22 protein-coding genes are annotated in these 22,070 nt (G+C 65.1%); 12 read left to right on the top strand and 10 right to left on the bottom strand.

Annotated features, from left to right (window positions below; genetic code table 11):
- Window positions 1–26: 26 nt before the first annotated feature.
- On the bottom strand, window positions 27–1,091 hold the full coding sequence (locus tag J2X50_RS01065) for a GGDEF domain-containing protein (protein WP_429090715.1): 1,065 nt from the start codon (window positions 1,089–1,091) through the stop codon (window positions 27–29).
- A gap of 330 nt (window positions 1,092–1,421) precedes the next feature.
- Here J2X50_RS01065 and J2X50_RS01060 point away from each other — a divergent pair, with 330 nt between their 5' ends.
- The 4 genes from J2X50_RS01060 (at window position 1,422) to J2X50_RS01045 (ending at window position 3,786) form a co-directional block, all read left to right on the top strand.
- On the top strand, window positions 1,422–1,841 hold the full coding sequence (locus tag J2X50_RS01060; protein WP_429090713.1) for a GFA family protein: 420 nt from the start codon (window positions 1,422–1,424) through the stop codon (window positions 1,839–1,841).
- Window positions 1,842–1,946: 105 nt separating this feature from the next.
- Window positions 1,947–2,744: a DODA-type extradiol aromatic ring-opening family dioxygenase gene (locus tag J2X50_RS01055; RefSeq protein WP_429090711.1), complete on the top strand. Its 798-nt coding sequence runs from the start codon at window positions 1,947–1,949 to the stop codon at window positions 2,742–2,744.
- Between the two features lie 49 nt (window positions 2,745–2,793).
- Window positions 2,794–3,153 (top strand): diacylglycerol kinase, encoded by a 360-nt coding sequence (locus J2X50_RS01050; protein ID WP_429090710.1) that lies wholly within the window; start codon window positions 2,794–2,796, stop codon window positions 3,151–3,153.
- 39 nt (window positions 3,154–3,192) lie between these two features.
- Complete coding sequence (locus tag J2X50_RS01045; RefSeq protein WP_429090709.1) at window positions 3,193–3,786, top strand: hemerythrin domain-containing protein; 594 nt, start codon at window positions 3,193–3,195, stop codon at window positions 3,784–3,786.
- A gap of 3 nt (window positions 3,787–3,789) precedes the next feature.
- On the opposite strand, the gene J2X50_RS01040 is transcribed toward J2X50_RS01045, so the two are convergent.
- Window positions 3,790–4,371, bottom strand: coding sequence for a DedA family protein (locus J2X50_RS01040; protein ID WP_429090707.1), 582 nt, complete (start codon window positions 4,369–4,371; stop codon window positions 3,790–3,792).
- Entirely contained in the window at window positions 4,368–4,934 is a 567-nt protein-coding gene (locus J2X50_RS01035) for a DUF1003 domain-containing protein (protein ID WP_429090706.1), read from the bottom strand. The genes J2X50_RS01040 and J2X50_RS01035 overlap by 4 nt, the downstream gene beginning before the upstream one ends.
- Window positions 4,935–5,029: 95 nt before the next feature.
- On the opposite strand from J2X50_RS01035, the gene J2X50_RS01030 reads away from it, so the two are divergent.
- Genes J2X50_RS01030 through J2X50_RS01015 form a run of 4 tightly spaced genes read left to right on the top strand, consistent with a single transcriptional unit; the run spans window position 5,030 to window position 9,203 of the window.
- Complete coding sequence (locus J2X50_RS01030) at window positions 5,030–5,743, top strand: DNA-3-methyladenine glycosylase I (protein ID WP_429090704.1); 714 nt, start codon at window positions 5,030–5,032, stop codon at window positions 5,741–5,743.
- Between the two features lie 53 nt (window positions 5,744–5,796).
- Window positions 5,797–7,506, top strand: coding sequence for an NAD+ synthase (locus J2X50_RS01025; RefSeq protein WP_429090702.1), 1,710 nt, complete (start codon window positions 5,797–5,799; stop codon window positions 7,504–7,506).
- Between the two features lie 40 nt (window positions 7,507–7,546).
- Window positions 7,547–7,966, top strand: coding sequence for a GNAT family N-acetyltransferase (locus J2X50_RS01020; protein ID WP_429090700.1), 420 nt, complete (start codon window positions 7,547–7,549; stop codon window positions 7,964–7,966).
- Between the two features lies 1 nt (window position 7,967).
- Entirely contained in the window at window positions 7,968–9,203 is a 1,236-nt protein-coding gene (locus J2X50_RS01015) for an MFS transporter (protein ID WP_429090699.1), read from the top strand.
- A 6-nt stretch (window positions 9,204–9,209) separates the two neighbouring features.
- Here the strand turns inward: J2X50_RS01015 and J2X50_RS01010 are convergent, their stop codons facing one another.
- Genes J2X50_RS01010 through J2X50_RS01000 form a run of 3 tightly spaced genes read right to left on the bottom strand, consistent with a single transcriptional unit; the run spans window position 9,210 to window position 10,564 of the window.
- The gene (locus J2X50_RS01010; RefSeq protein WP_347965296.1) at window positions 9,210–9,830 is read right to left on the bottom strand and encodes an ATP-dependent Clp protease proteolytic subunit; all 621 of its coding nucleotides are present in this window, start codon (window positions 9,828–9,830) and stop codon (window positions 9,210–9,212) included.
- 36 nt (window positions 9,831–9,866) lie between these two features.
- Window positions 9,867–10,253: an SRPBCC family protein gene (locus J2X50_RS01005; protein ID WP_429090697.1), complete on the bottom strand. Its 387-nt coding sequence runs from the start codon at window positions 10,251–10,253 to the stop codon at window positions 9,867–9,869.
- Window positions 10,250–10,564, bottom strand: a complete 315-nt coding sequence (locus J2X50_RS01000; protein WP_429090695.1) for an ArsR/SmtB family transcription factor — start codon at window positions 10,562–10,564, stop codon at window positions 10,250–10,252. The genes J2X50_RS01005 and J2X50_RS01000 overlap by 4 nt, the downstream gene beginning before the upstream one ends.
- A 341-nt stretch (window positions 10,565–10,905) precedes the next feature.
- Here J2X50_RS01000 and J2X50_RS00995 point away from each other — a divergent pair, with 341 nt between their 5' ends.
- Together J2X50_RS00995 and gltX are read left to right on the top strand one after the other, a co-directional pair.
- The gene (locus J2X50_RS00995) at window positions 10,906–12,708 is read left to right on the top strand and encodes an ABC transporter ATP-binding protein (RefSeq protein ID WP_429090693.1); all 1,803 of its coding nucleotides are present in this window, start codon (window positions 10,906–10,908) and stop codon (window positions 12,706–12,708) included.
- Between the two features lie 160 nt (window positions 12,709–12,868).
- The gene (gene gltX, locus J2X50_RS00990; RefSeq protein WP_429091806.1) at window positions 12,869–14,242 is read left to right on the top strand and encodes a glutamate--tRNA ligase; all 1,374 of its coding nucleotides are present in this window, start codon (window positions 12,869–12,871) and stop codon (window positions 14,240–14,242) included.
- Here gltX and J2X50_RS00985 read toward each other — a convergent pair.
- The 3 genes from J2X50_RS00985 to J2X50_RS00975 form a co-directional block, all read right to left on the bottom strand.
- The gene (locus tag J2X50_RS00985) at window positions 14,160–15,209 is read right to left on the bottom strand and encodes a DUF2865 domain-containing protein (protein ID WP_429090692.1); all 1,050 of its coding nucleotides are present in this window, start codon (window positions 15,207–15,209) and stop codon (window positions 14,160–14,162) included. The genes gltX and J2X50_RS00985 overlap by 83 nt on opposite strands.
- A gap of 68 nt (window positions 15,210–15,277) precedes the next feature.
- Window positions 15,278–17,590 (bottom strand): NADP-dependent malic enzyme, encoded by a 2,313-nt coding sequence (locus tag J2X50_RS00980; protein WP_429090690.1) that lies wholly within the window; start codon window positions 17,588–17,590, stop codon window positions 15,278–15,280.
- A 240-nt stretch (window positions 17,591–17,830) separates the two neighbouring features.
- Window positions 17,831–18,610: an SDR family oxidoreductase gene (locus J2X50_RS00975; protein WP_429090689.1), complete on the bottom strand. Its 780-nt coding sequence runs from the start codon at window positions 18,608–18,610 to the stop codon at window positions 17,831–17,833.
- Between the two features lie 118 nt (window positions 18,611–18,728).
- Between J2X50_RS00975 and J2X50_RS00970 the strand changes: the two genes are divergently transcribed.
- A complete protein-coding gene (locus J2X50_RS00970; protein ID WP_429090687.1) occupies window positions 18,729–19,547 on the top strand; it encodes a UDP-2,3-diacylglucosamine diphosphatase in 819 nt (272 codons plus the stop codon).
- A 291-nt stretch (window positions 19,548–19,838) separates the two neighbouring features.
- Complete coding sequence (locus tag J2X50_RS00965) at window positions 19,839–21,062, top strand: MFS transporter (protein ID WP_429090685.1); 1,224 nt, start codon at window positions 19,839–19,841, stop codon at window positions 21,060–21,062.
- On the opposite strand, the gene dgcA is transcribed toward J2X50_RS00965, so the two are convergent.
- Window positions 21,024–22,007: an N-acetyl-D-Glu racemase DgcA gene (gene dgcA / locus J2X50_RS00960; RefSeq protein WP_429090683.1), complete on the bottom strand. Its 984-nt coding sequence runs from the start codon at window positions 22,005–22,007 to the stop codon at window positions 21,024–21,026. The two genes, J2X50_RS00965 and dgcA, sit on opposite strands and share 39 nt — an antisense overlap.
- Window positions 22,008–22,070: the final 63 nt, after the last annotated feature.

Genomic DNA, 22,070 nt, shown 5'->3' with positions numbered 1-22,070 from the left:
AAGACCCGAGATCGCGGTTTGAGCGATCAGTCCTTCTTGTAGAGCAGCCAGTTCTTTCCCTGTCGCTCGGCGATGGTCGAGTAGCGCGTGACGCGGTTGCGGCCGATCAGCTTGGAGCGGTAGAGCGCCCGGTCCGCCTTGGCATAGAGGTCGTCGGCGCTGTCGGCGTCCGCCGCCATGCAGACCCCCATCGAGATGGTGACCTGGCCGCAGCCGGGCTGAACGTCCTTAAGCGAGGTTTGCGCCACCAGCATCCTGATGCGGTCGGCGATCTCGAAGGTTGCTTCCTCCGTCGTGCCCTCGACGATGAGGGCGAACTCTTCGCCGCCGGTGCGGGCAACGAAGATGTCCTGATGCACGCTGCTCTGGAAGATGTCGGCAATGATGCGCAGGATCTGGTCGCCGGCCGGATGGCCGTGGCGATCGTTGATCTCCTTGAAGCGGTCGATGTCGGCAAGGATCAGCGCGCTGAACAGAACACCGCGGTTGTCGTTGTAGATCTTCGCGATCCGCCTGTCGAAGGCGCGGCGGTTCCAGACGTGGGTGAGGGGATCGGTGTCGGCGAGCTTCTTGTATTCCTCGAGCTTCGACTTGACGGTCTCGAGTTCGGCGGACTTGTCGCCGAGCGTACTCGCCACCTGCTTGCCGTGATCGATGGTCGAAGCGGTCGCGACCGACATGACGCCGACGATCTTCTGCAGCAGCTCCTGCGACATGGCGGTTCGGCTGTTCAAGCCGCTCGACGTCTCGTCGAGGACCTTGCCGTAGCGCTCGATGTAGTTGCGCTCGCTGCGCAGCAGGGTCGCGACGCCCTCCAGTTCGCGGGCGATGATTTCGCGCGCCTGTTCGACGATGCCCTGCTCGTGGTTCTGCGCAAAGAACTTGCGGCCGATTTCGTCCAGCTGTTCCTGGGTCGGGCGATTGCCGAGCGCGATGACCTCCAGGCTGAGGGCGGGATTGGAGCCCGTCAGAGCCTCGTAGAAGATCTCGTAGTTTCGCGGCAGGCCGATGACGCCCATCTGGCCCATCGTCGCCACCACGGTGCTCGCAATGTCATTGCCCCGATCTGTCGGGGCTTGTGCGGTTTGCATCTATGTCCCGTTTCGATTGGCCAGCCGTCAGCCGGCACGCCGGCATTGTGCTGGCGGGCGACCGTTCGGGGGCGCGAGCGGTAAAAGTATGAATGCTTGCAACGCCGCAGGTCCCCTCTGCATCCGTCGCCTGTCTCCCGGCTTAATTTAGGCAGGCTAAAGTTTCCTTAATTTCCACGGTCGTGCGGCCGATTTTTCTACCAGAGGGTGTATTCTCCGACGCAACGGAAGCCTATCGGGGGCGCAGCAGTGTATCGGACGTCGCATTCGAGGGTTCGTCTTGCAGGGCGGCAGTCTATCTTGCAGCCTGGCGAGCAACGGAGGTGAGCCATGAGCCAATCACATCAAGGAGCCTGTCTCTGCGGCACCATACGCTTCAAGGCGCATGGTGAACTGCGCGGCGTCATCTATTGCCACTGCACGCAGTGCCGCAGGCAGAGCGGACATTACTATGCGGCCACCAACGTCGCCGACGACAGGATCGAGATCGAAGGCGGCGAGCACCTTACCTGGTATGCGGCATCCGATCTCGCCCGCCGCGGCTTCTGCAGCCGGTGCGGCTCGGTGATGTTCTGGAAGCCGAACGACAGGCCCTACGTCTCCATCATGGCTGGAGCCTTCGAGGACTCTTCGTCGCTGACGGGGCTGTGCCACATCTTCGTGGCCGAGAAGGGGGCCTACTACGACATCGACGACGAGTTGCCGCAGTTCGAGGGATCTTCCGCATCGACGGCATTGCCTGCATGCTGAACGAATATCCGAGCCTCGTTCATTTAAATTGAACGCTTCGTCGCAAAGCGGTGCACTGCCGCGCCAAGAGGAGCAGGCGTATATTCAGGGGCAAGGAGAAAGAACATGACTTCGCTGCCCACACTCTTCGTTTCCCATGGCGGTCCCGACATCGTGCTGGCCGACACGCCGGCGCGGCATTATCTCGAGACCGTATCGGAACTCATGCCCCGGCCGAAGGCCATCGTCATCGTCTCGGCTCATTTCGAGACCGACGGCGTTGCGGTCGTCACCGATCCGAAGCCGGGCATGATCTATGATTTCGGCGGCTTCGCGCCTGAACTCTACAAGATGGTCTATCCGGCCAAGGGCGAGCCGGCGCTGGCGGACAAGGTCTTCGCCATGCTCGAGGCGGCCGGGCTCAATCCGCACACCTATGAGAAACGCGGTTACGATCACGGAACCTGGACCCCGCTCAAGCTGGCGTTTCCGGACGCCGGCATCCCCATCGTGCAGGTGTCGATCGACCCCGGCCGCGACGCGGCCTGGCACTACGCCATCGGCAAGGCGCTGGCGCCGTTGCGCGACGAAGGCATCCTTTTGATCGGCTCGGGTCATATCACGCACAATCTGCGAGCCTATTTCACCACCGTGCGGCGCGGTGCCGCACTGGATCCGGTGCTCGCGGGCAAGGTGCATGCCTTCACCGAGTGGTTCGAGGAAAAGCTCTCCGCCGGCGATGCCGACGCGCTGATGCACTGGAAGGAGAGGGCGCCTTACCCGTCGGAGAACCACCCGACCGACGAGCATCTGATGCCGATCTTCTTCGCCTATGGCGCCGCTGGCGAAGGTGCGAAGGGCCGCCGGGTCCACAATTCAGTCGACTACGGGTTCTTCGCCAACGATTCCTATCTGTTCGATTGATCGCCGAGCCGCTACATGATGCCCCTCGATCGAACTCAAGGGGATTTTCATGGAGCGGCTGGTCAAGGCTTTCCAGAACTCGGTGCGCGCCTTCTCCAGGCTGATCCGCACCGAGGCGGCATTCCAGCAGGAAGTCATGCTGCTGATCGCGGCACTCCCCATCGGCTGGTTCGTCGCCGAAAGCTGGAGCGGCTACGCGCTGCTGATCGGCGCCATCCTGTTCCTGATAACCGTGGAAGTGCTCAACACCGGCATCGAGGCCGCCTGCGACGCCGTCAGCCGCGAATTCAACATCGACATCCAGCTCGCCAAGGATTGCGGCTCGCTCGCGGTGCTGATTTCGATCGTCATCGTGCTCGGCGTCTGGGGCTTTGCCATTGCCGAGCGTTTCTTCGGTCTTCCGATCTGAACGGGCATACCTATATGTCGGTTACCAAAGGAGACCGACATGGCTGAAAGGGCCCACCCCAATCACCACCTTGAAACCCGTAGCGGGTTGCCGGACGACCTGCGCTGGCTCGTCGAAAAGTACCCGCGCGAGGATTGGCTCGGCCACGACAACGTCCACGGCATGGCGTCGATGTGGCTCAAGCGGCACGACATGTTCCGCGAACTCGGCGGCATGCTGACCGAAGGTATCGGCGACTACCGCGAGGCGCGGCTGGATGCGCAGGGCTTCGCCCGCTGGTTCGCGCCTCGCCTCAGCTTCTTCCTCGGCAATCTCGACGGCCACCATAATGTCGAGGACCAGCATTATTTCCCGGTCTTCGCCGATGCGGAGAAGCGCCTCAAGCGCGGGTTCGAAATCCTCGATGCCGACCATCACCTCATCCACGAGGCGTTGGCACGCAACGCGGAGGCTGCGAACGCCTTCATCCGCGCGCTTGGCGAGGATGCCGACAGGCAGCGTTTCGCGGCAGATTCCTATGCAGACGAGAATGCACGCCTGATCGCCATGCTGACCAGGCATCTCGCCGACGAGGAGGATCTGATCATCCCGCTCATCCTGGACCGCGGCGAACGGGACCTCGGTATCGGCTGACGGCTACTCTTGCGGCTCTTTCCTGGCGACGTGGCGGGCAAGCAGCCATGCGCCGGCCGCGGCCACCAGGCCGATCCCGAGCGCGATGAACAGGCGCTGGTGGGCCTTCAGCGCTTCGCCCAGTATCTGCTCGGCGCCGACGCCGAAGACATAGCCGAGGCTCGTGAAAATGCCGGCCCACACGAGCGCCGACAGCGCATTGAGCGCAAGGAAGAGTGTAACGGGTATGCCCGATAGGCCCGCTGCGATGCCGCCCGCGAGCCGCATGCCGTAGATGTAGCGGTTGCCGAGCACAAAAAGCTTCGGATGCGTCTGCACCATCCTGTAGGCGTGGCTGAATCCGGGCCGCCGGCGCATCAGCCGCACCCATTTGTTGCCGGAAAAGCGTCGTCCGAGTACGAAGAACAGCGTGTCGCCGAAAAATGCACCCAGAAAGGCCGCTGCAAACGCCTGCCATGCGGCGAAAACCTGCTGGTGGGCGAAGAAACCGCCGAGAATGGCCACGCTCTCGCCTTCGGCCATGCAGCCGATGAACACGGCCAGCAGGCCGTAGCGCTCGACGAGATAGTGGATCGTGTCGGTCATCTGGCGGAGGCTTCGCCCGTGGGCTTGGCATCGGCAATCCGACCGATCTGCGCGGCAAGTGCATCGATGCGTTCGCGCAGCAGGATGATCTCCTGGAAGCGGATCTCGTCGAGCTTCTCGTGCAGCGCCATGATCTCGATCTCGGCCTTGAGGTTCACTGCGTAGTCGTGGGCGGCATCGATGCGGTCGCGCTCGGCCTGGCGGTTCTGCGACATCATGATGATCGGGGCCTGGATGGCCGCAAGCATGGACAGAACGAGGTTGAGGAAGATGAACGGGTAAGGATCGAAAGCCTCGCGCCCCAGCAACCAGGCATTGAGACCGGCCCAGGCCACCAGGAAGGCCAGGAAGCTGAGGATGAAGGTCCACGAGCCGCCAACGCGCGCGATCGAGTCTGCCAGGCGGTCGCCGCCGCTCTCGCGGCTCGCGACGCTTTCGTTGACGTTCCGGGCGACGGGCTTTCGGTCGATTGCGCTCTGCAGCACCTTGTGCTCGAGCTCGCTCAGGGCGTCGGCCTTGTGGGTCAGCCAGCGTCCGGCCAGTTCCGCGACGGTCTTGTTCATGTCCTGCTCCGAAATGGGCGGCTGTCTTGGCAGCGCAAGTTCCTTATACGAAGATAGTGCGAGGCTTTGCCACGGTGGCGGCAAGAGGAGGGCATATGCCGGATTTCGGTAAGATCAGGGTGCGGGCGGCAGAGCGCAAGGGCGGCGAAGCCGTGCTCGGGTCGTTGCTTGGGCCGGCGCCCGACAATGCAGCGCTCGCCAAGGTCACTGACGACAGGATTCTCTCGACCATGGCGGAACGCGTCTTCGCCGCCGGTTTCGTCTGGCGCGTCATCGAACAGAAATGGCCGGGCTTCGAGGAGGCCTTCCTCGGCTTCGAGCCCAGGCGGCTTTTGTTCCAGCCCGACGATTTCTGGCACGACCTTGCCTCCGACAGCCGCATCGTGCGCAATCCGCAGAAGATCAGGTCGGTGCGAGACAACGCCGCCTTCGTCGACAGCGTGTCGAAGGAGCACGGCAGCTTCGGCAAATTCCTGGCCGAATGGCCGGCGGATGACCAGGTCGGGCTCACGGCCTATCTCGGCAAGCACGGCAGCCGGCTCGGTGGCAACACCGGCCAGTACCTGCTGCGCTGGCTCGGCTGGGACACCTTCATCCTGTCGCAGGACATGATCCTGGCGCTGCGCGATGCCGGGCTCGACATCGGCGAGGCTGCCTCGTCGAAGAAGGACCTCGCCAGGGTGCAGATGCAGATCAACGACTGGGCGGCGGCAACCGGACTGCCCAGGGCGCACATCTCGCGCATCCTGTCGAAGTCGATCGGGGTCAACCATCCGGCCGACGAACTTCGCGCCTACATGGGCGAATGATGGCCCGATCGAACGGCATTGCCCGTCTTCAATACGCAGGCTAAACCGCTGACATGACGAAAAGATCTCCCGACATCCTGCGCATCGCAGTCGCCCAGCTCAATCCGACGGTGGGCGACATTCAGGGCAATCTCGCCAAGGCACGCGAGGCGCGGGCTGATGCTGCGCGCCAGGGCGCCGACCTCGTGCTGTTCACCGAGCTGTTCATCGCCGGCTATCCGCCGGAAGACCTGGTGCTGAAGCCGGCCTTCGTCACCGCCTGCGAGCGCGCCGCAGAGGAGTTCGCCGCCGAAACCGCCGATGGCGGCCCTGGCGTCATCATCGGCGTGCCGCTTAAGCGCAAGAGCGGCCTGCACAATTCGATCATCGTCGCCGATGGCGGCAAGATCATCGCCGAACGCTTCAAGGTGGACCTGCCCAACTATGGCGAGTTTGATGAAAAGCGCGTCTTCCAGGCCGGCCCCGACATGCCGGGGCCGATCAACTTCCGCGGCGTGCGGCTCGGCATCCCGATCTGCGAGGACATCTGGGGCGAGCTCGGCGTCTGCGAGACGCTGGCCGAGAGCGGAGCGGAAATCCTGCTCGTGCCCAACGGCTCGCCCTACTACCGCGCCAAGATGGACATACGCCATCAGGTGGCGATCCGCCAGGTGATCGAGAGCGGCCTGCCGCTGCTCTACGCCAACCAGCTCGGCGGCCAGGACGAGCTCGTCTTCGACGGCGCCTCCTTCGCCATCAACGCCGACCACTCGCTGGCCTTCCAGATGAGCCAGTTCGAGGAGACGGTGGCGATCACCACCTGGAAGCGTGGCCGCGACGCTGCAGGTGTGCAAGATCAAGGGCACGAGGGCTGGGCCTGCGTCGAAGGCCCGATGTCCAAGATCCCTGAGCGCGAGGAGGCCGACTACCGCGCCTGCCTGCTAGGCCTGCGCGACTACGTCAACAAGAACGGTTTCAAGAACGTCGTCCTCGGGCTGTCAGGCGGCATCGATTCGGCGATCTGCGCGGCGCTCGCCGTCGACGCGCTCGGCGAGGAACGGCTCAGGGCGATCATGATGCCTTATCGCTATACCTCCGCCGACTCGCTCAAGGATGCCGAGGATTGCGCCCGCGCACTCGGCTGCCGCTACGACATCGTGCCGATCCACGAGCCGGTCGAAGGCTTCCTGCATGCGCTGACGCAGCTGTTCGAGGGCACCAAGGAGGGCATCACCGAGGAGAATTTGCAGAGCCGTGCCCGCGGTACGATCCTGATGGCGGTGTCCAACAAGTTCGGCTCGATGGTTGTCACCACCGGCAACAAGAGCGAGATGTCGGTCGGCTACGCCACGCTCTATGGCGACATGAACGGCGGCTTCAACCCGATCAAGGACCTCTACAAGATGCAGGTCTATGCGCTGTCGCGCTGGCGCAACACGCATGTGCCGCCGGGCGCGCTCGGCCCGTCCGGCATCGTCATCCCGCAGAACATCATCGACAAGGCGCCGTCGGCGGAACTCAGGCCCAACCAGACCGACCAGGATTCGCTGCCGCCCTATCCAGTGCTCGACGACATCCTCGAATGCCTGGTCGAGAACGAGATGGGCGTGGACGAGATCGTCGCGCGCGGCCATGATCGGGACATCGTGCACAAGGTGGAGCACATGCTCTACATCGCCGAATACAAGCGGCGGCAGGCAGCGCCGGGCGTGAAGATCACCAGGAAGAATTTTGGCCGAGATCGCCGCTATCCGATCACGAACCGATTCAGGGATCGGGAATAAGCCCCTGAATCGAAATGAAATCTGTCAATCGGAGGAGCCTGTGGCCGAGGTCGAGGTCAGCTTTGATGTGTCCAGGATCGACTTCGACAAGACATCCGAGGTCATCAAGGCGAGCTATTGGGGTGACGACCGCAGCGACGACATCCATCGCCGCGCCTTCGCCAATTCCCTGTGCGTCGGCGCCTATCTCGACGGCGAGCAGGTGGGGTTCGCCCGCGTCATCACCGACTACGCCTGTTTCGCCTATGTCGCCGACGTCATCGTCTGGCCGGAGCGGCGCGGCCTCGGCATCGGCAAGAAGCTGATCCAGGCGCTGCTCGACCATCCTGAACTCGCGAGCGTGACCGGATTCTCGCTGCGGACGGCCGACGCGCACGGCCTTTACGAGAAATTTGGCTTCGTGACGGCCACGGACGGTTTGTATATGCGGCTGTCTCGGAAGCGCTTGCAGGCGGGATAGCATGTCTTACCTGACTTTCGTGCGCGACAATGCGCGCTGGCTTGCCGGCGGCCTTCTGCTCACGGGCTTCTCTACCTTCGGCCAGACGTCCTTCATCTCGCTGTCCGCGGGCCACATCCGCGCCGAATATGGGCTGTCGCACGGCACCTTCGGCACGCTCTACATGGCCGCGACCCTGGCGAGCGCGTTCACGCTGCCGTATCTGGGCCAGCTCGTCGACCGCCACAGCGTGCGCAAGGTCAGCCTCTTCGTCGTGCCGATGCTGGCTGTCGCCGCGATGGGCATGGCCTTTTCGCATCATCTCGCGCTGCTTTTCGCCAGCATCTACCTGCTTCGGCTGTTCGGGCAGGGCATGATGGTCCACGCTGCCTACACGGCCGCCGCGCGCTGGTTCTCGGCGCAGCGGGGGCGGGCGCTTTCCACCATCATTCTCGGGCACAATGCCGGCGATGCGGTGCTGCCCATCGCCTTCGTCACGGTCGCCGGCGCGCTCGGCTGGCGGCAGGGCTGGCTGATTGCGGCCTTCGCGCTGCTGCTCGTGGCGCTGCCTGCAATTGCCGTGCTCGTTTCCGTCGACAGGCACCCGCGTGCTTCCGATCCGTCGCCGCGCATCGTCGATGCCCGCGACTGGACCCGCGCCGAGGTGGTCCGCGATCCTGTCTTCTACCTGCTGATGCTCGGGGTGATGGCGCCCGCCTTCATCGTCACGTCGGTGTTCTTCCACCAGGTCCATCTGGTGGAAACGCGCGGCTGGTCGCTCGGCGTGTTCGCATCCTCCTTCGCCGTGGCGGCGGTCATCAACAGCATCTTCACGCTGGTGGTCGGGCAATTGATCGACAGGTATTCCGGCGTGGCGCTGCTGCCGGTCGTGCTGTTGCCTCTCGGCTTTGCCTGCCTGCTGCTCGGCAGCGTCGAGGCGCAGTGGAGCGCCTTTGGCTTCATGGCGCTGCTGGGCCTGTCCAACGGCTTGTCGACCACGCTGTTCGGCGCCGTCTGGCCCGAGGTCTACGGACTCAGGCACCTCGGTGCGATCCGGGCGCTGATCGTATCGGCCGGCGTCTTCGCCTCGGCGATCGGGCCGGGCCTCACCGGCTACCTCATCGACGGCGGCGTCAGTTTTCCGAGCCAGATTCTCGCCATGGGCGCCTATTGCTTCGCCGTATCGCTGCTGCTCCAAAGGGTGTCCCGGCGGGTACGCGACCGAAACCAGCCAGTGCCGCATCCGGCCACCGCCTGAGGCGGGCTACTTCACCGGAAGTCCCTCGACGATTTCGCGCCTGTCGTAGACATGGTCGACGATGCCCCAGTCGCGGGCTTCCTCCGCGGTGAAGAAGAAGTCGCGGTCGAGCACGCGCGCCACTTCCTCTTCAGTGCGGCCGCAATGCTCGGCGTAGAGGCGAGTCATCCGGCGCTTCAGCTTGAGGATGTCCTCGGCGTGGCGTTCGATGTCGGAAGCCTGGCCGCGGAAGCCGCCGGATGGCTGGTGCAGGATCACGCTCGAATTGGGCAGGGCGATGCGCCGGCCCGGCGCGCCGGCCGCCAGCAAGAAGGAGCCCATCGATCCCGCCGTGCCCATGCACAGCGTCGACACCGGGCAACGGATGAAGCGCATGGTGTCGTAGATGGCGAAGCCGCTGGTGACCACGCCGCCGGGCGAGTTGATGTAGAAGGAGATCTCCCGGTTCGGGTTTTCCGATTCCAGAAACAGCAATTGCGCGCAGATCAGCGAAGCCGACTGGTCGTTGACCTCGCCGTTGAGGAAGACGATCCGTTCGCGCAGCAGACGTGAAAAGATGTCGAACGAACGTTCGCCGCGGGGCGATTGCTCAACGACAATAGGGACGAGCTGCATCGTGTCGCGCATGCGCGAGTTCCTTTCCATGGTTTGGATCTGTCTGGGCTAGGCGGCGCGCGCCATGATCGGCGGGCTGTTCGAATTGGCCGCCGTGCCCTCTGTCCTTCGGCTGTTTTCGGCGCTGTGGGTCAGGCGGAACCATGTCCCGCCGCCCGGCTGCGCTTCGAGATCGAAGGTCACGTAGGTCTCAGGCGCGTTCGCCGCGGCGTCGTTCCAGGCGTAGCGGACGCGCGAGAAGGGCAGGGCCTCGACGATGCGGTAGGCCGGACCGGCCGTGTCCGCGGCCGCATCGCCCGCCGCCGGCACGTCGAGCCAGGCCGACACCAGTTCCGGCACGGTCAGCGCACGCCAGACCTTCTCCGGTTCCGCCTCGAGTTCGCATTCGACCACGATCGCGTCGCTCTTCTCGTCGGCTTCGAGACTGTCCGTCATTGGTCCATCTCCTTGAGCAGGGCCTTCAGCCGTTCGACGCGGTCCGGCCAGAAGGCGCGGTAGCGGGTGAGCCAGTCGAACAGCGGTTTCAGCCCGTCGGGGTTGACGCTGTAGTTCACGTGCCGGCCGGCCCGTTCTTCGTTGATCAGCCCGGCGCCGCGCAGCACGGCTAAATGCTGCGAAACGGCCGGCTGGGAGATTTCGAGCCCTTCGCGCAGCTCGGTCGCGTTCTTCTCGCCGGCCAGCAGCCGGTCGAGCACGGCGCGGCGCGTCGGGTCTGAGAGGGCACGGAAGACGTCGGATTCGTTCATGCGATTGAGATAAGCATAGGCTTATCTGATGCGCAAGCCGGCTGCCGGGAAAGCTGCCTTTCTGGCACAACCGGCTTCGGTCCAGCGCGGGGCTTGGCGAAGTACAAATGCTCGGTTATAAGCACATCTTTCGCGGCCACTAGCAGGGAGGTCTCAATGCCAGCATATGACATGTCCTCCCGGGGTTCGAACCGAGGTCGTTGACCTCGCGAGCCACCTTCGGCGTCCCTATTTCCTGACGCCGCCGTATCGCGACTTCCTGGTTCCGCAAGAATTATTCGTCGCGCCTTTGGACATTCTTTATTCGAGGATGGCGTCGGTTCCGGCGCCTCAATGACATCATGACTCGTTTTCGTATCGACCTGCGCGGCGGGGCGTTCCGCAGCGTTCTCGGATTCACCTTCCGGCACTGGCAACGTCAGCCGACGCGGCTCGCCATCATTTCGGCCGCCGTGCTGGTCTCGACCATGGCCGACGTGCTGACCCCGCTCTATTCCGGGCGCCTGATCGACGCCGTCGCCAGCGGCGCGGCCAGCGATGCCGTCGCCTGGAACGCCGCGATGGCTGCGTTCTTCACGCTCTTGGCGCTGGCTGGCGGCTCGCTGGTGTTCCGCCATATCGCCTTCAGCGGCATCATCGAGCTCACCTTGAAGATGATGTCGGACATCGCGTCCGATGCGTTCCACCGCGTTCAGCGCTTCTCCACCGACTGGCATGCCAACAGCTTCGCCGGTTCGACGGTGCGCAAGGTCACGCGCGGCATGTGGGCGCTCGACCTACTCAACGACACGCTGCTGGTGGCATTGCTGCCGTCGGTGGTCATGCTGGTCGGCTCGACCGTCCTGCTCGGATGGCACTGGCCGATGATGGGGCTCATCATCGCCGTCGGCTCGCTCCTGTTCATCGGCCAGACGGTGATGATGTCGCTCGGCTTCGTCGCGCCGGCCGCCAGCCTGGCCAACAGCTGGGACACGCGGCTCGGCGGCTCGTTGGCCGATGCCGTCAGCTGCAACTCGGTGGTCAAGGCATTCGGCGCCGAAGAGCGCGAGGAGGCGCGGCTGGCCAGAGTGGTCGGCAAGTGGCGGCACCGGACGGCCCGCACCTGGATGCGCGGCACCTTCAACGGAACGGCGCAGAACTTCACCCTGGCGGTGCTTCGTGCAGCGATCATCGGCTTTGCGCTCCATCTCTGGTCGAGCGGACAGGCGAGCGCGGGCGACCTGGCCTTCGTGCTGACCTCGTTCTTCCTGCTGCAGGGCTACCTGCGCGATGTCGGCATGCACATCCGCAACCTGCAGCGTTCGGTCAACGACATGGAGGAACTGGTCGACATCCAGGCGCAGCCGCTGGGCGTCGCCGATCGCTCTGATGCGGAGCCGATCAACATCCGCGACGGCAGCATCGAGTTCCAGCGCGTGACGTTCCACTACGGGACGCATGCGCAGCCGCTGTACCGCGACTTCTCGGTCAAGATCCGGCCGGGCGAGCGCGTCGGCCTGGTGGGGCACTCGGGCTCGGGCAAGACGACCTTCGTCAAGCTCGTCCAGCGCCTCTACGACGTGAGCGAGGGGCGGATCCTGATCGACGGGCAGGACGTCGCCCAGGCCGGGCAGTCGTCGCTGCGTTCTCAGATCGCGATCGTGCAGCAGGAGCCGATCCTGTTCCATCGCTCGCTGGCCGAGAACATCGCCTATGGCCGGCCCGGCGCGTCCCAGGCTCAGATCGAGCACGCGGCGAAGCTTGCCAGCGCGCATGATTTCATCCAGCGCCTGCCCAAGGGCTACGGCACGCTGGTGGGCGAGCGCGGCGTCAAGCTGTCGGGCGGCGAGCGCCAGCGCGTGGCGATCGCCCGAGCCTTCCTGGCCGATGCGCCGATCCTGATCCTGGACGAGGCTACCTCGAGCCTCGATTCGGAATCGGAGGTGCTGATCCAGGAGGCGATGGAGCGTCTGATGGTGGGGCGCACGACGCTGATCATCGCGCACCGGCTGTCGACGGTGCGGGCACTCGACCGGCTGCTCGTCTTCGACCGCGGCGAGATCGTGGAAGAAGGCCGGCACGAGGCGCTCGTCCGCCTCGACGGCGGCATCTATCGCCGCCTGTTCGAGCGCCAGGCTCTGGAACTCACCAAGGGGCTGGTCTGAGATCTCGTGGGCCGCGAGCGATCGCGGCCCATTTGTTGTTTCGCCGGTTATATTTAGCCCCTTTGGTCAGCTTCCATTCGGTAAGGCCTTGCTTTATCTCTGAACGCATGCGGCGGGGGTGCTGCTTGTCAACGTGGGAGCCATCCGCTACGCCCCGAACATGACAGTCACCGTTCGCTTTGCTCCTTCGCCCACCGGCCGCATCCACATCGGCAATGCGCGCACGGCCCTTTTCAACTGGCTGTTCGCCCTCAAGAACCGTGGCCGCTTCATCCAGCGCTTCGACGACACGGACACGGAGCGCTCGCGCCAGGAATTCGCGGATTCGATCCTCTACGACCTGCATTGGCTCGGCATCTTCCCCGATCAGACCGAGTATCAGTCGCGCCGGTTTGCGAGCTACGATGCCGCCGTCGAGAAGCTGAAGGCCGTGGGGCTGCTCTATCCCTGCTACGAGACGGCGGAGGAACTCGACCTGCGCCGCAAGGTGCGGCGCACGCGCGGTCTGCCGCCCGTCTACGGGCGCGAGGCGCTGAAACTGACCGAGGATGAGCGCGCTGCCCTGGAGCAGGATGGGCGCAGGCCGCATTGGCGCTTCCTGCTGCCCAACTTCGTCTCGGATCCGTTCGAGACCGACCGGACGGAAGTCCATTGGCAAGACCTCGTGCGCGGCGAGGAGACGGTCGACCTGGCGTCGCTGTCGGATCCCGTTCTGGTGCGCGAGGACGGTACCTACCTCTACACGCTGCCTTCGGTGGTGGACGATATCGAGATGGGTGTCACGCACATCATCCGGGGCGACGACCACGTCACCAACACGGGCGTCCAGATCGCGCTGTTCAAGGCGCTTGGCGCCGAGCCGCCGGTCTTCGGGCACCACAACCTTCTGACGACGACGTCGGGCGAGGGGCTGTCCAAGCGAACCGGCGCGCTGTCGATCGAGAGCCTGCGCGACGGCGGCATCGAGCCGATGTCGGTGGCGTCGCTCGCGGTGCTGGTGGGCACGTCCGAGAACGTGGCGGCAGCACCCCACCTTTCGGAACTCGCCGAGAAGTTCGATCCGGCAGCGACCTCCAAGTCCGCCGCCAAGTTCGACCCCGACGAACTCATCGTACTCAACCGGTCGCTGCTGCATCACATGCCGTTCGCCGAGGTGCGTGACCGGCTGATGCTGCTCGGCATCAGCGGCGAGCATGCGGAGACGTTCTGGATGGCCGTGCGCGGCAATCTCGACAGGCTCACCGACGCGGGCGCGTGGTGGCGCATCCTGCGCGACGGGCCGCAGCAGGCGGCGGATCTGCCTGAGGAGGACCGCGAATTCGTCGGCCAGGCGTTCGATCTTCTGCCTGAGGAGCCGTGGGACGGCAATGTCTGGAAGGACTGGACCGCCAAGGTGAGAAAGGCGACGGGGCGCAAGGGCAAGGCCCTGTTCATGCCGCTGCGGCTGGCGCTTACCGGGCTGGAGTCGGGCCCGGAACTCGCAGATCTGTTGCCCCTGGTGGGTCGGGAAGGAACTTTGGCCCGACGACCCTGACCTTGCGGTCCGGATCGGGCTTGGCTGCCGGCGTCGCCGGCGCCGGCATTTCGGTGGCAGCCGGCTCCTTGTTCGATTGCGGGATCGGCCTGCCTTCGCCCGCGAGGATCGAGAAGTTGCTGTCCTGCTTGGCGTTGCAGCCGCAATCCGGCGTGCGCGGCAGGTCTGTCCGCTTGTACCGATAGGCCGACGGCAGCTCGCGGTAAGGTTCGGCCGTGCGTGCGGACACCATGTCTTCCTGCGCTTCGCCGTCGGCAAGATGATAGTACAGCTCCGTGCCCGGGCAGGCCGCCTCGCAGTTCTTCTGGTCGCGCTCGAAGTCGGAAAGCGCTGCGCCGTTCGACATCGGGAAAAAATAACCGTCGCAGGTCCGGACGCAGAGCGTGCGGAATTCGCCGCCGCCCGATCCTTCGCCCTTGCCGATGACGATGCGCTTGGGATAGCGGCCGTCATCCGACGCTTCCTCGCTTGCCCCGCCGCGGATGATCGTGCCGCCCAAGACCTCCTCGAACAGGTCCTGGTCGCTCGCACCAGCCTCGGCCGGTTCCGGCCGGGGGCAGCCATTGGCGTCGAGCGCGTCCAGGAGCCTTGCCCGTTCGCGCGTCTCGGAAAGCTCGGCCAGCCGGCTCTCCAGGTCTTCGAGATTGCGGGCCATCTCGCCGATCTTGGCATTCAGGCCCGCGCATTCGGCGATCATCTCGCCGGCGATCGCCCGGTCGCAGCCGAAATCGGCGGCCTCGCCGCGCGCCAGCTCGATCTCGCTGCGTTGGATTTCCGCCGCTTCCTGGTATCGCGCCGCCTCCGGTGAGCCTTCCGCGGCGAGACGCGCCAGATCTGCCTGCAATTGTCGGCAAAGACGCGATGCCGCGGCCGCTCCGTCGGCCGCCAGCAGGGCCATTGTCACGCCGGCAAAGGCCGCCAACAGGCGGCCGCCGGAGCGTCCCTCATTGCCGCATCGCCAAAACATCCACCAGCCGCTCCTGCGGCGAAAGGCTAGCCTCGACCCGTTAACCGTTCCTTGGGGCCGCCGACGCCCTACGCCTGGGCCCGCTGCGAGGCCTCGACCACGGCCAGCGCTGTCATGTTGACGATGCCGCGCGAGGTGACGGAAGGCGTCAGGATGTGTGCCGGCTGGGCCGTTCCGAGCAGGATCGGGCCGACATGGAGCGCGTCCATCATCGTCTTGACCGTGGTCAGCGCGATGTTCGCGGCGTCGAGGTTCGGGAACACCAGGAGGTTGGCTTCGCCCTTCAGGCTCGAATGCGGATAGACGCGCTGGCGCAGCGCTTCGGAAAGTGCCGAATCGCCGTGCATTTCGCCGTCGCTGGCAAGCTCCGGGGCGAGGCGCTTCAGGATCGCCGCGGCCTCCCGCATCTTGAGTGCGCTGGCCGATTCGCGCGAGCCGAAATTCGAATGCGACAGCAATGCCGCCTTCGGTTCGATGCCGAAGCGGCGGATCTCGTCGGCCGCCAGCATGGTCATTTCGGCGATCTCCTCCGCAGTGGGATCGATCGTCACGTAGGTGTCGGTGAAGAACAGCACGCCGCGCTGGGTGATCAGCATCGACAGGGCAGAGAGGTCGCGGTCCTTGACGCCGTCGCGCACGCCGACGATCAGCTGGACGTTGCGGAGGTGGCGCTCGAAGCGGCCCTCCAGCCCGCAGATCATGGCGTCGGCGTCGCCGCGCTTGAGCGCAATCGCGGCGATCACCGTGTTATTGGTACGCACCATGGTGCGAGCGGCCTCAGGCGTGATGCCCCGCCGGCCGCCGAGTTCGATCAGGTGGTCGACATAGTGGCGGTAGCGCGGATCGTCCTCGGGATTGATAACCTCGAAGTCGATGCCCGGGCGGATGCGCAGGCCGTAGCGCTTCGACCGCACTTCGATGACGTGCGGGCGCCCGATGAGGATGGGTTTGGCCAGATTCTCCTCGATCACGACCTGGGCCGCGCGCAGCACGCGCTCGTCCTCGCCGTCGGCATAGATGACCCGCTTGGCCGCCGCCTGCTTGGCGTTGGAGAAGATCGGCTTCATCACCAGGCCTGAGCGGAAGACGAAGCGGTTGAGCTTGTCGACATAGGCGGCGAAATCGGTGATCGGCCGGCTGGCCACGCCGCTGTCGCAGGCCGCCTGGGCGACGGCAGGCGCGATACGCAGGATGAGCCTCGGGTCGAAGGGCGAGGGGATGAGGAAATCGGGCCCGAAGGTCGGCGTCTCGCCGGAATAGGCGCGGGCGGCGACGTCGGACGGCTCTTCGCGGGCAAGGGCTGCGATCGCCCGCACCGCCGCCATCTTCATCTCCTCGTTGATCGCCCGTGCACCGCAGTCGAGCGCGCCGCGGAAGATGTAGGGGAAGCAGAGGACGTTGTTGACCTGGTTCGGAAAATCCGAACGGCCGGTGCAGATCATCGCGTCGGGACGCGCCGCGCGCGCCTCTTCCGGCATGATCTCCGGCTTCGGGTTGGCGAGTGCCAGGATCAGCGGCCTTTCCGCCATCTCCGCCAGAAGTTCCGGCTTCAGCACACCCGCCGCGGACAGGCCGAGGAACACGTCGGCGCCGCCTATGACGTCGGCCAGCACGCGCGCGTTGGTGTCCTTGACGTAGGGGTCCTTCCAGCGGTCCATCTCCTCTGTCCGCCCCTTGTAGGCGACGCCGAAGCGGTCGGTGACCCAGATGTTCTCGACCTTGGCTCCGAGCGAGACCAGAAGATTGAGGCAGGCGAGCGCAGCCGCGCCCGCGCCCGACGTCACGATCTTGACGTCCTCGATCTTCTTGCCGGCGAGTTCGAGGCCGTTGAGGACGGCGGCCGCGACGATGATGGCCGTTCCGTGCTGGTCGTCGTGGAAGACCGGGATGTCCATCCTGGCCTTGAGCTGGGCTTCGACCTCGAAGCACTCGGGCGCCTTGATGTCCTCGAGATTGATGCCGCCGAAGGTCGGCTCGAGCGCGGCGATGGTCTCGACCATCTGGTCGATCTCGGGCGCGTCGATCTCGATGTCGAAGACGTCGATGCCGGCGAACTTCTTGAACAGGACCGCCTTGCCTTCCATGACCGGCTTGGAGGCCAGCGGGCCGATGTTGCCGAGGCCGAGCACGGCGGTGCCGTTGGAGATCACTGCGACCAGGTTGGCGCGGCCGGTATAGTCGGCGGCGGTCGCCGGGTCGTCCTTGATGGCGAGGCAGGGAGCGGCGACGCCGGGCGAATAGGCGAGAGCCAGGTCACGCTGGTTGCCGAGCGGCTTCGTGGCCTGGATCTCCAGCTTTCCCGGGACGGGGCTCTTGTGGAAGAAGAGCGCGGCCTGGTCGAGGTCCGACAGCGGCTCCTTCTTCTTGTCGTCCCCGGCCATGTCCTGCTCCTTCAAAATTAGTTTCAAAGGCCGTTATTAGCACGGCCGGCGCAATTTTCGAGGCATCAACGGCCAAACGGACGTTTAATCACTTTCAATTGCCGGAAGTGCAATCATTCCAGCCACTTGTGGGCGGCGGTTGAAATGCCGATTCGGTCTTTTGTGAGGCTGGGCGAGCGCAGCGCGTCCTTAGGACGCGCCGTCTGATCCGATGGCGGGGTGCCCCGGCCGTCGCCGCGGCTAGAAGGAGCTAACATAGAGGCCGCCGTCGACCGGTATGTTCTGCCCGGTCATGTAACCCGCGTGGACAGAACACAGGAAGGCGCAGATCTGGCCGAATTCTTCTGGCGTGCCGAGCCGGCCTGCGGGGATGCCGGCGCAGAGGCGGGCGCGCCTCGCCGCACCTTCCGCCGGGTCCTCGATGCTGCCGGGCTCGTGCGGGCCGCGCAGGCGGTCGGTATCCAGCTTTCCCGGAAGCATGTTGTTGATGGTCACGTTCCTGTCGGCGACCGTGCGCGCCACCCCGGCGAGGAAGGCCGTCAGGCCGGCCCGCGCGCCGGACGACAGGTCGAGCCCCGGAATTGGTGTGTAGACCGACAGCGAGGTGATGTTGACGATGCGGCCGAAGCCGCGCGCCGCCATGCCGTCGATCACGGCTTTGATGAGTTCGATCGGGGTGACCATATTGTTGGTGACGCCGGCCAGGATCTTCTCGCGATCGAGTTCGCGGAAATCGCGATAGGGCGGACCGCCGTTGTTGTTGACCAGGATGTCCGGCTCGGGGCAGGCGGCAAGCAGCGCGTTCTGCACCGCCGGATTGGAGATGTCGCCGACGATCTCGGTCACCTGTACCCCGTAGCGCTGGCGGATTTCGGTGGCGGTGCGGCTCAGGACGCCGGCGTCGCGTCCATTGAGGAAAAGCTCGCAGCCGGCCTCCGCCAGGGCCATGGCGCAGCCCTTGCCGAGACCCTTGCTCGAAGCGCAGACGATTGCCTTCTTCCCGCGGATGCCGAGATCCATGATGCGTTCTCCTGTCGGTGATGGCCCAGCCTAGAACCGCTGGGCCCGAGCCGCAACCGTCATACGCCTGTTGCATGAATCTGGGCATAGCCACGGCAAAAGCAACGGGTCGAATGCCATGTCCGGCACGAGCACACGCAATTTTCGCACGCTGTTCATCTCCGACGTGCACCTGGGGTCGAAGGCGGCGAAGGCCGAATTTCTCATCGACTTCCTGCGCCACCACGAGGCCGAGAAGATCTTCCTGGTCGGCGACATCGTCGACGGTTGGCGCCTGCGCCGGCAGTGGCACTGGCCGCAAATTCACAACGACGTGGTCCAGAAGCTGCTGCGCCAGGCGCGCAAGGGAACCGAGATCACCTACATCGCCGGCAATCACGACGAATTCGCCCGCAATTTCCAGGGCGTGCATTTCGGCGGCATCGTCGTCGCCGACCGCGTCATCCACGAGGCAGCCGACGGCAAGCGCTTCCTGGTCATCCATGGCGACCAGTTCGACGCCGTCGTCCAGAATGCCCGCTGGCTCGCCTATCTCGGCGATTTCGCCTATGACGCGGCGATGGCGACGAACCGCGTGATCGCCCGCTTCCGCCGTACCTTCGGCATGCCCTATTGGTCGTTCTCGTCTTGGGCCAAGGTTAAGGTGAAGAAGGCGGTGAACTTCATCGGCGCCTTCCAGCAGGTCCTGACCGAGGAAGCCCGCCGCTCGGAGGTGGAGGGCGTCATCTGCGGCCACATCCATCATCCTGCGATCGAGGATTTCGACGGCATCCAGTACATCAACACCGGCGACTGGGTGGAAAACTGCACCGCGGTCGCCGAGAATTTCGACGGTAGCTTCGTCATCCTGCGCTGGCCGCATGTGATGGCGGGTAGGCTGGTGAACGAACCCTTCGTGCCGGTGGCGATCGATCAGGCGGTAGGCAGGGCGGCCTGATCGGACCCTTCCATGTGCGATTCAACCCATAGGTCGCCCTGCTGGCGCGAGGGGCCTGGCCATGCCGCAATCGAGGCGGCACCGGTCGGTCTGCTGGTGCGACGGCACTCGGCTCGCCTAGGCGCCTGCGAACGACCGTCCGGCGAGATGACGAGCCCGCGGCGCAGGGCGCGTGGCCCAATCCTTGCGCTCCAGTCGAGAGCTTCCGCGCGACGGGCACCCGTGATAATGGATCGGGCAAATCGGTGAGGCTTGCATGGTTCGGGTCTGCACCCGGACCGAATGCCCGCCATGACCCTTCCGCCGCTCACGCCCGAACAGCAGATCAAGCCGCGCCGCTTCGAGTTGCGCATCTCGCTGCTCTTCGCCGCGCTTTTCGTGCCCATGGGCGTGCATCTGCCCTATTTCCCGCTGTGGCTCGAGGCCAAGGGGTTCGATCCGGAACAGATAGCCGTCATTTTGTCGGCGCCGATGTTCCTTCGCGTCATCACCACGCCGCTCATCGCCGCGATGGCCGATCGGGCGAAGGACCGCGCCAACGTGTTCCTGGTCCTGGCCGTCTCGTCGCTGTTGATTTCGCTCGGCTATTTCCTCGAGCCGACCTATTTCGTCGTGCTCGCGGTCTCGCTGGCATTGTCCGTCGTCTGGACGCCGCATGCGCCGATCGCCGATTCGCTGGCCCTGTCGGGCGTGCGCCGCTACGGCTCGGACTATGCGGCGATGCGCATCTGGGGCTCCATCGCCTTTCTCGGCGGCAGCCTCGGGGCGGGGTTCATCCTGTCGTTGACCGGAGCGGATGCCGTTCCCGCCATCATCTCCATCGGGCTGGTCGGCTGTTTCCTGATGTCGTTCGTCACGCCGCGCCTCGGCAGGCCTCGCCGGGCCTCGCCGCTGTCGGCCACCGACTTGCAGCAGCAGGCGCCCAAGTTGTTCAACCGCTATTTCCTGCTCATGGCTGGCGGCACCGGCGTCATCATCGCCAGCCACGGTTTTCTGTACGGATTCGTATCGATCTACTGGAAGTCGCTCGGCATCAACGAGACCGTGGTCGGGCTGCTGTGGAGCTGGGGCGTCGCTGCCGAGATCGTCATGTTCATGCTCTTCGCCCGGCTGTTCGGCGGACGCTCGACCGCGTTCGTGCTCGTGCTGGCCGGCGTGGGCGCAATATTGCGCTGGCTTGCCTATCCGCTGATCTGGCCGTTGGGGCTCGGCGTTGCAGGCTTCTTCGCCGTGCAAAGCCTGCATGCGCTGTCCACCGCCCTGGTGCTGATCGGCGTGCAGAAGCTGATCGCCGAGTCCGTGCCCGAGGAAAAGACGGGTGCCGCGCAGGGCGTCGCCTATTTCACCAACGGCATGTCGATGGCGGTGGTGACCTTGATTTCCGGACCGCTCTACGATCGCTTCGGCGCCAACGGCTTCTTCTTCATGGCAGGCGTCGCCGCCTTCGCCATCGGCCTGGTCCTGCTCGGCTCGCGTTCAACCCCACAGCTCGGGCGAGGGCGGAGCCACCATTGAGCCCTCGTAGGCGAGGCCGGGCTGGCGGTCCCGCGCCAGCAGCAGCGGCCCGTCGAGGTCGACGAATTCCGCGTCCTGGGCGAGCAGCACCGCGGGCGCCATGGCGAGCGACGTGCCCACCATGCAGCCGACCATCAGCTGGAAGCCGAGCGCGCGGGCGCGGTCGCGCAATTCGAGCGCCGCGGTCAGCCCACCCGCCTTGTCGAGCTTGATGTTGATGGCGTCGTAGCGGTCGCGCAGGGCATCGAGGTCCTTGGCGACATGCACGCTTTCATCGGCGCAGATCGGCACGGGATGGGGTATCCGGGCCAGGATCGAATCGGCGCCGGCGGGCAGGGGCTGCTCGATCAGGGCGATGCCCAGTTCGGCGGCGAGCGCGAGGTTCCCGGCGACATTGGCTTCGGTCCAGCCCTCGTTGGCGTCGAGGATGATCCGGCTGTTCGGAGCGGCCTGGGTGACCGCGCGCATGCGGGCGATGTCGTTGTCGCCGCCGATCTTGACCTTGAGCAGCGGCCGGGCGGCGTTGGCGCGTGCCTGCGCCGCCATCGCCTCCGGCTCCCCGAGCGACAGCGTGTAGGCGGTCTCCAACGCCTTCGGCTCCGTCGAGCCGAGCTTTGCGGAGGCACGGACGCCGCTCGCCTTCGCTTCCAGGTCCCAGAGAGCGCAGTCGACCGCGTTGCGGGCTGCACCGGCCGGCATGAGCTCGAGCAGGCCGGCGCGGGAGGCGCCGGCCTCGATCGCCCGTCGGGCCCGTTCGATCGCCGCGCGCACGCTCTCCATCGTTTCGCCATAACGCTTGTAGGGCACGCATTCGCCGCGGCCGACGCGGCCTGATTCGGCGATCGTGCAGGTGATTACCTCGGCTTCGGTCTTCGATCCGCGGGAAATGGTGAAAGTTCCAGCAATGGGGAAGCTCTCTGAAACAACCGAAAGGACACGAGACATGAAAAACTGCTCCGCAGGGATGCCGGTTCTGAGGTGCATAAATCGACATGCCGCAGCCGACGC

The sequence above is a fragment of the Aminobacter sp. BE322 genome (genome assembly GCF_050433525.1).
In the GTDB taxonomy this organism is placed as follows: Bacteria; Pseudomonadota; Alphaproteobacteria; order Rhizobiales; family Rhizobiaceae; genus Aminobacter.
This window is presented reverse-complemented; position numbering and strand designations above follow the sequence as displayed.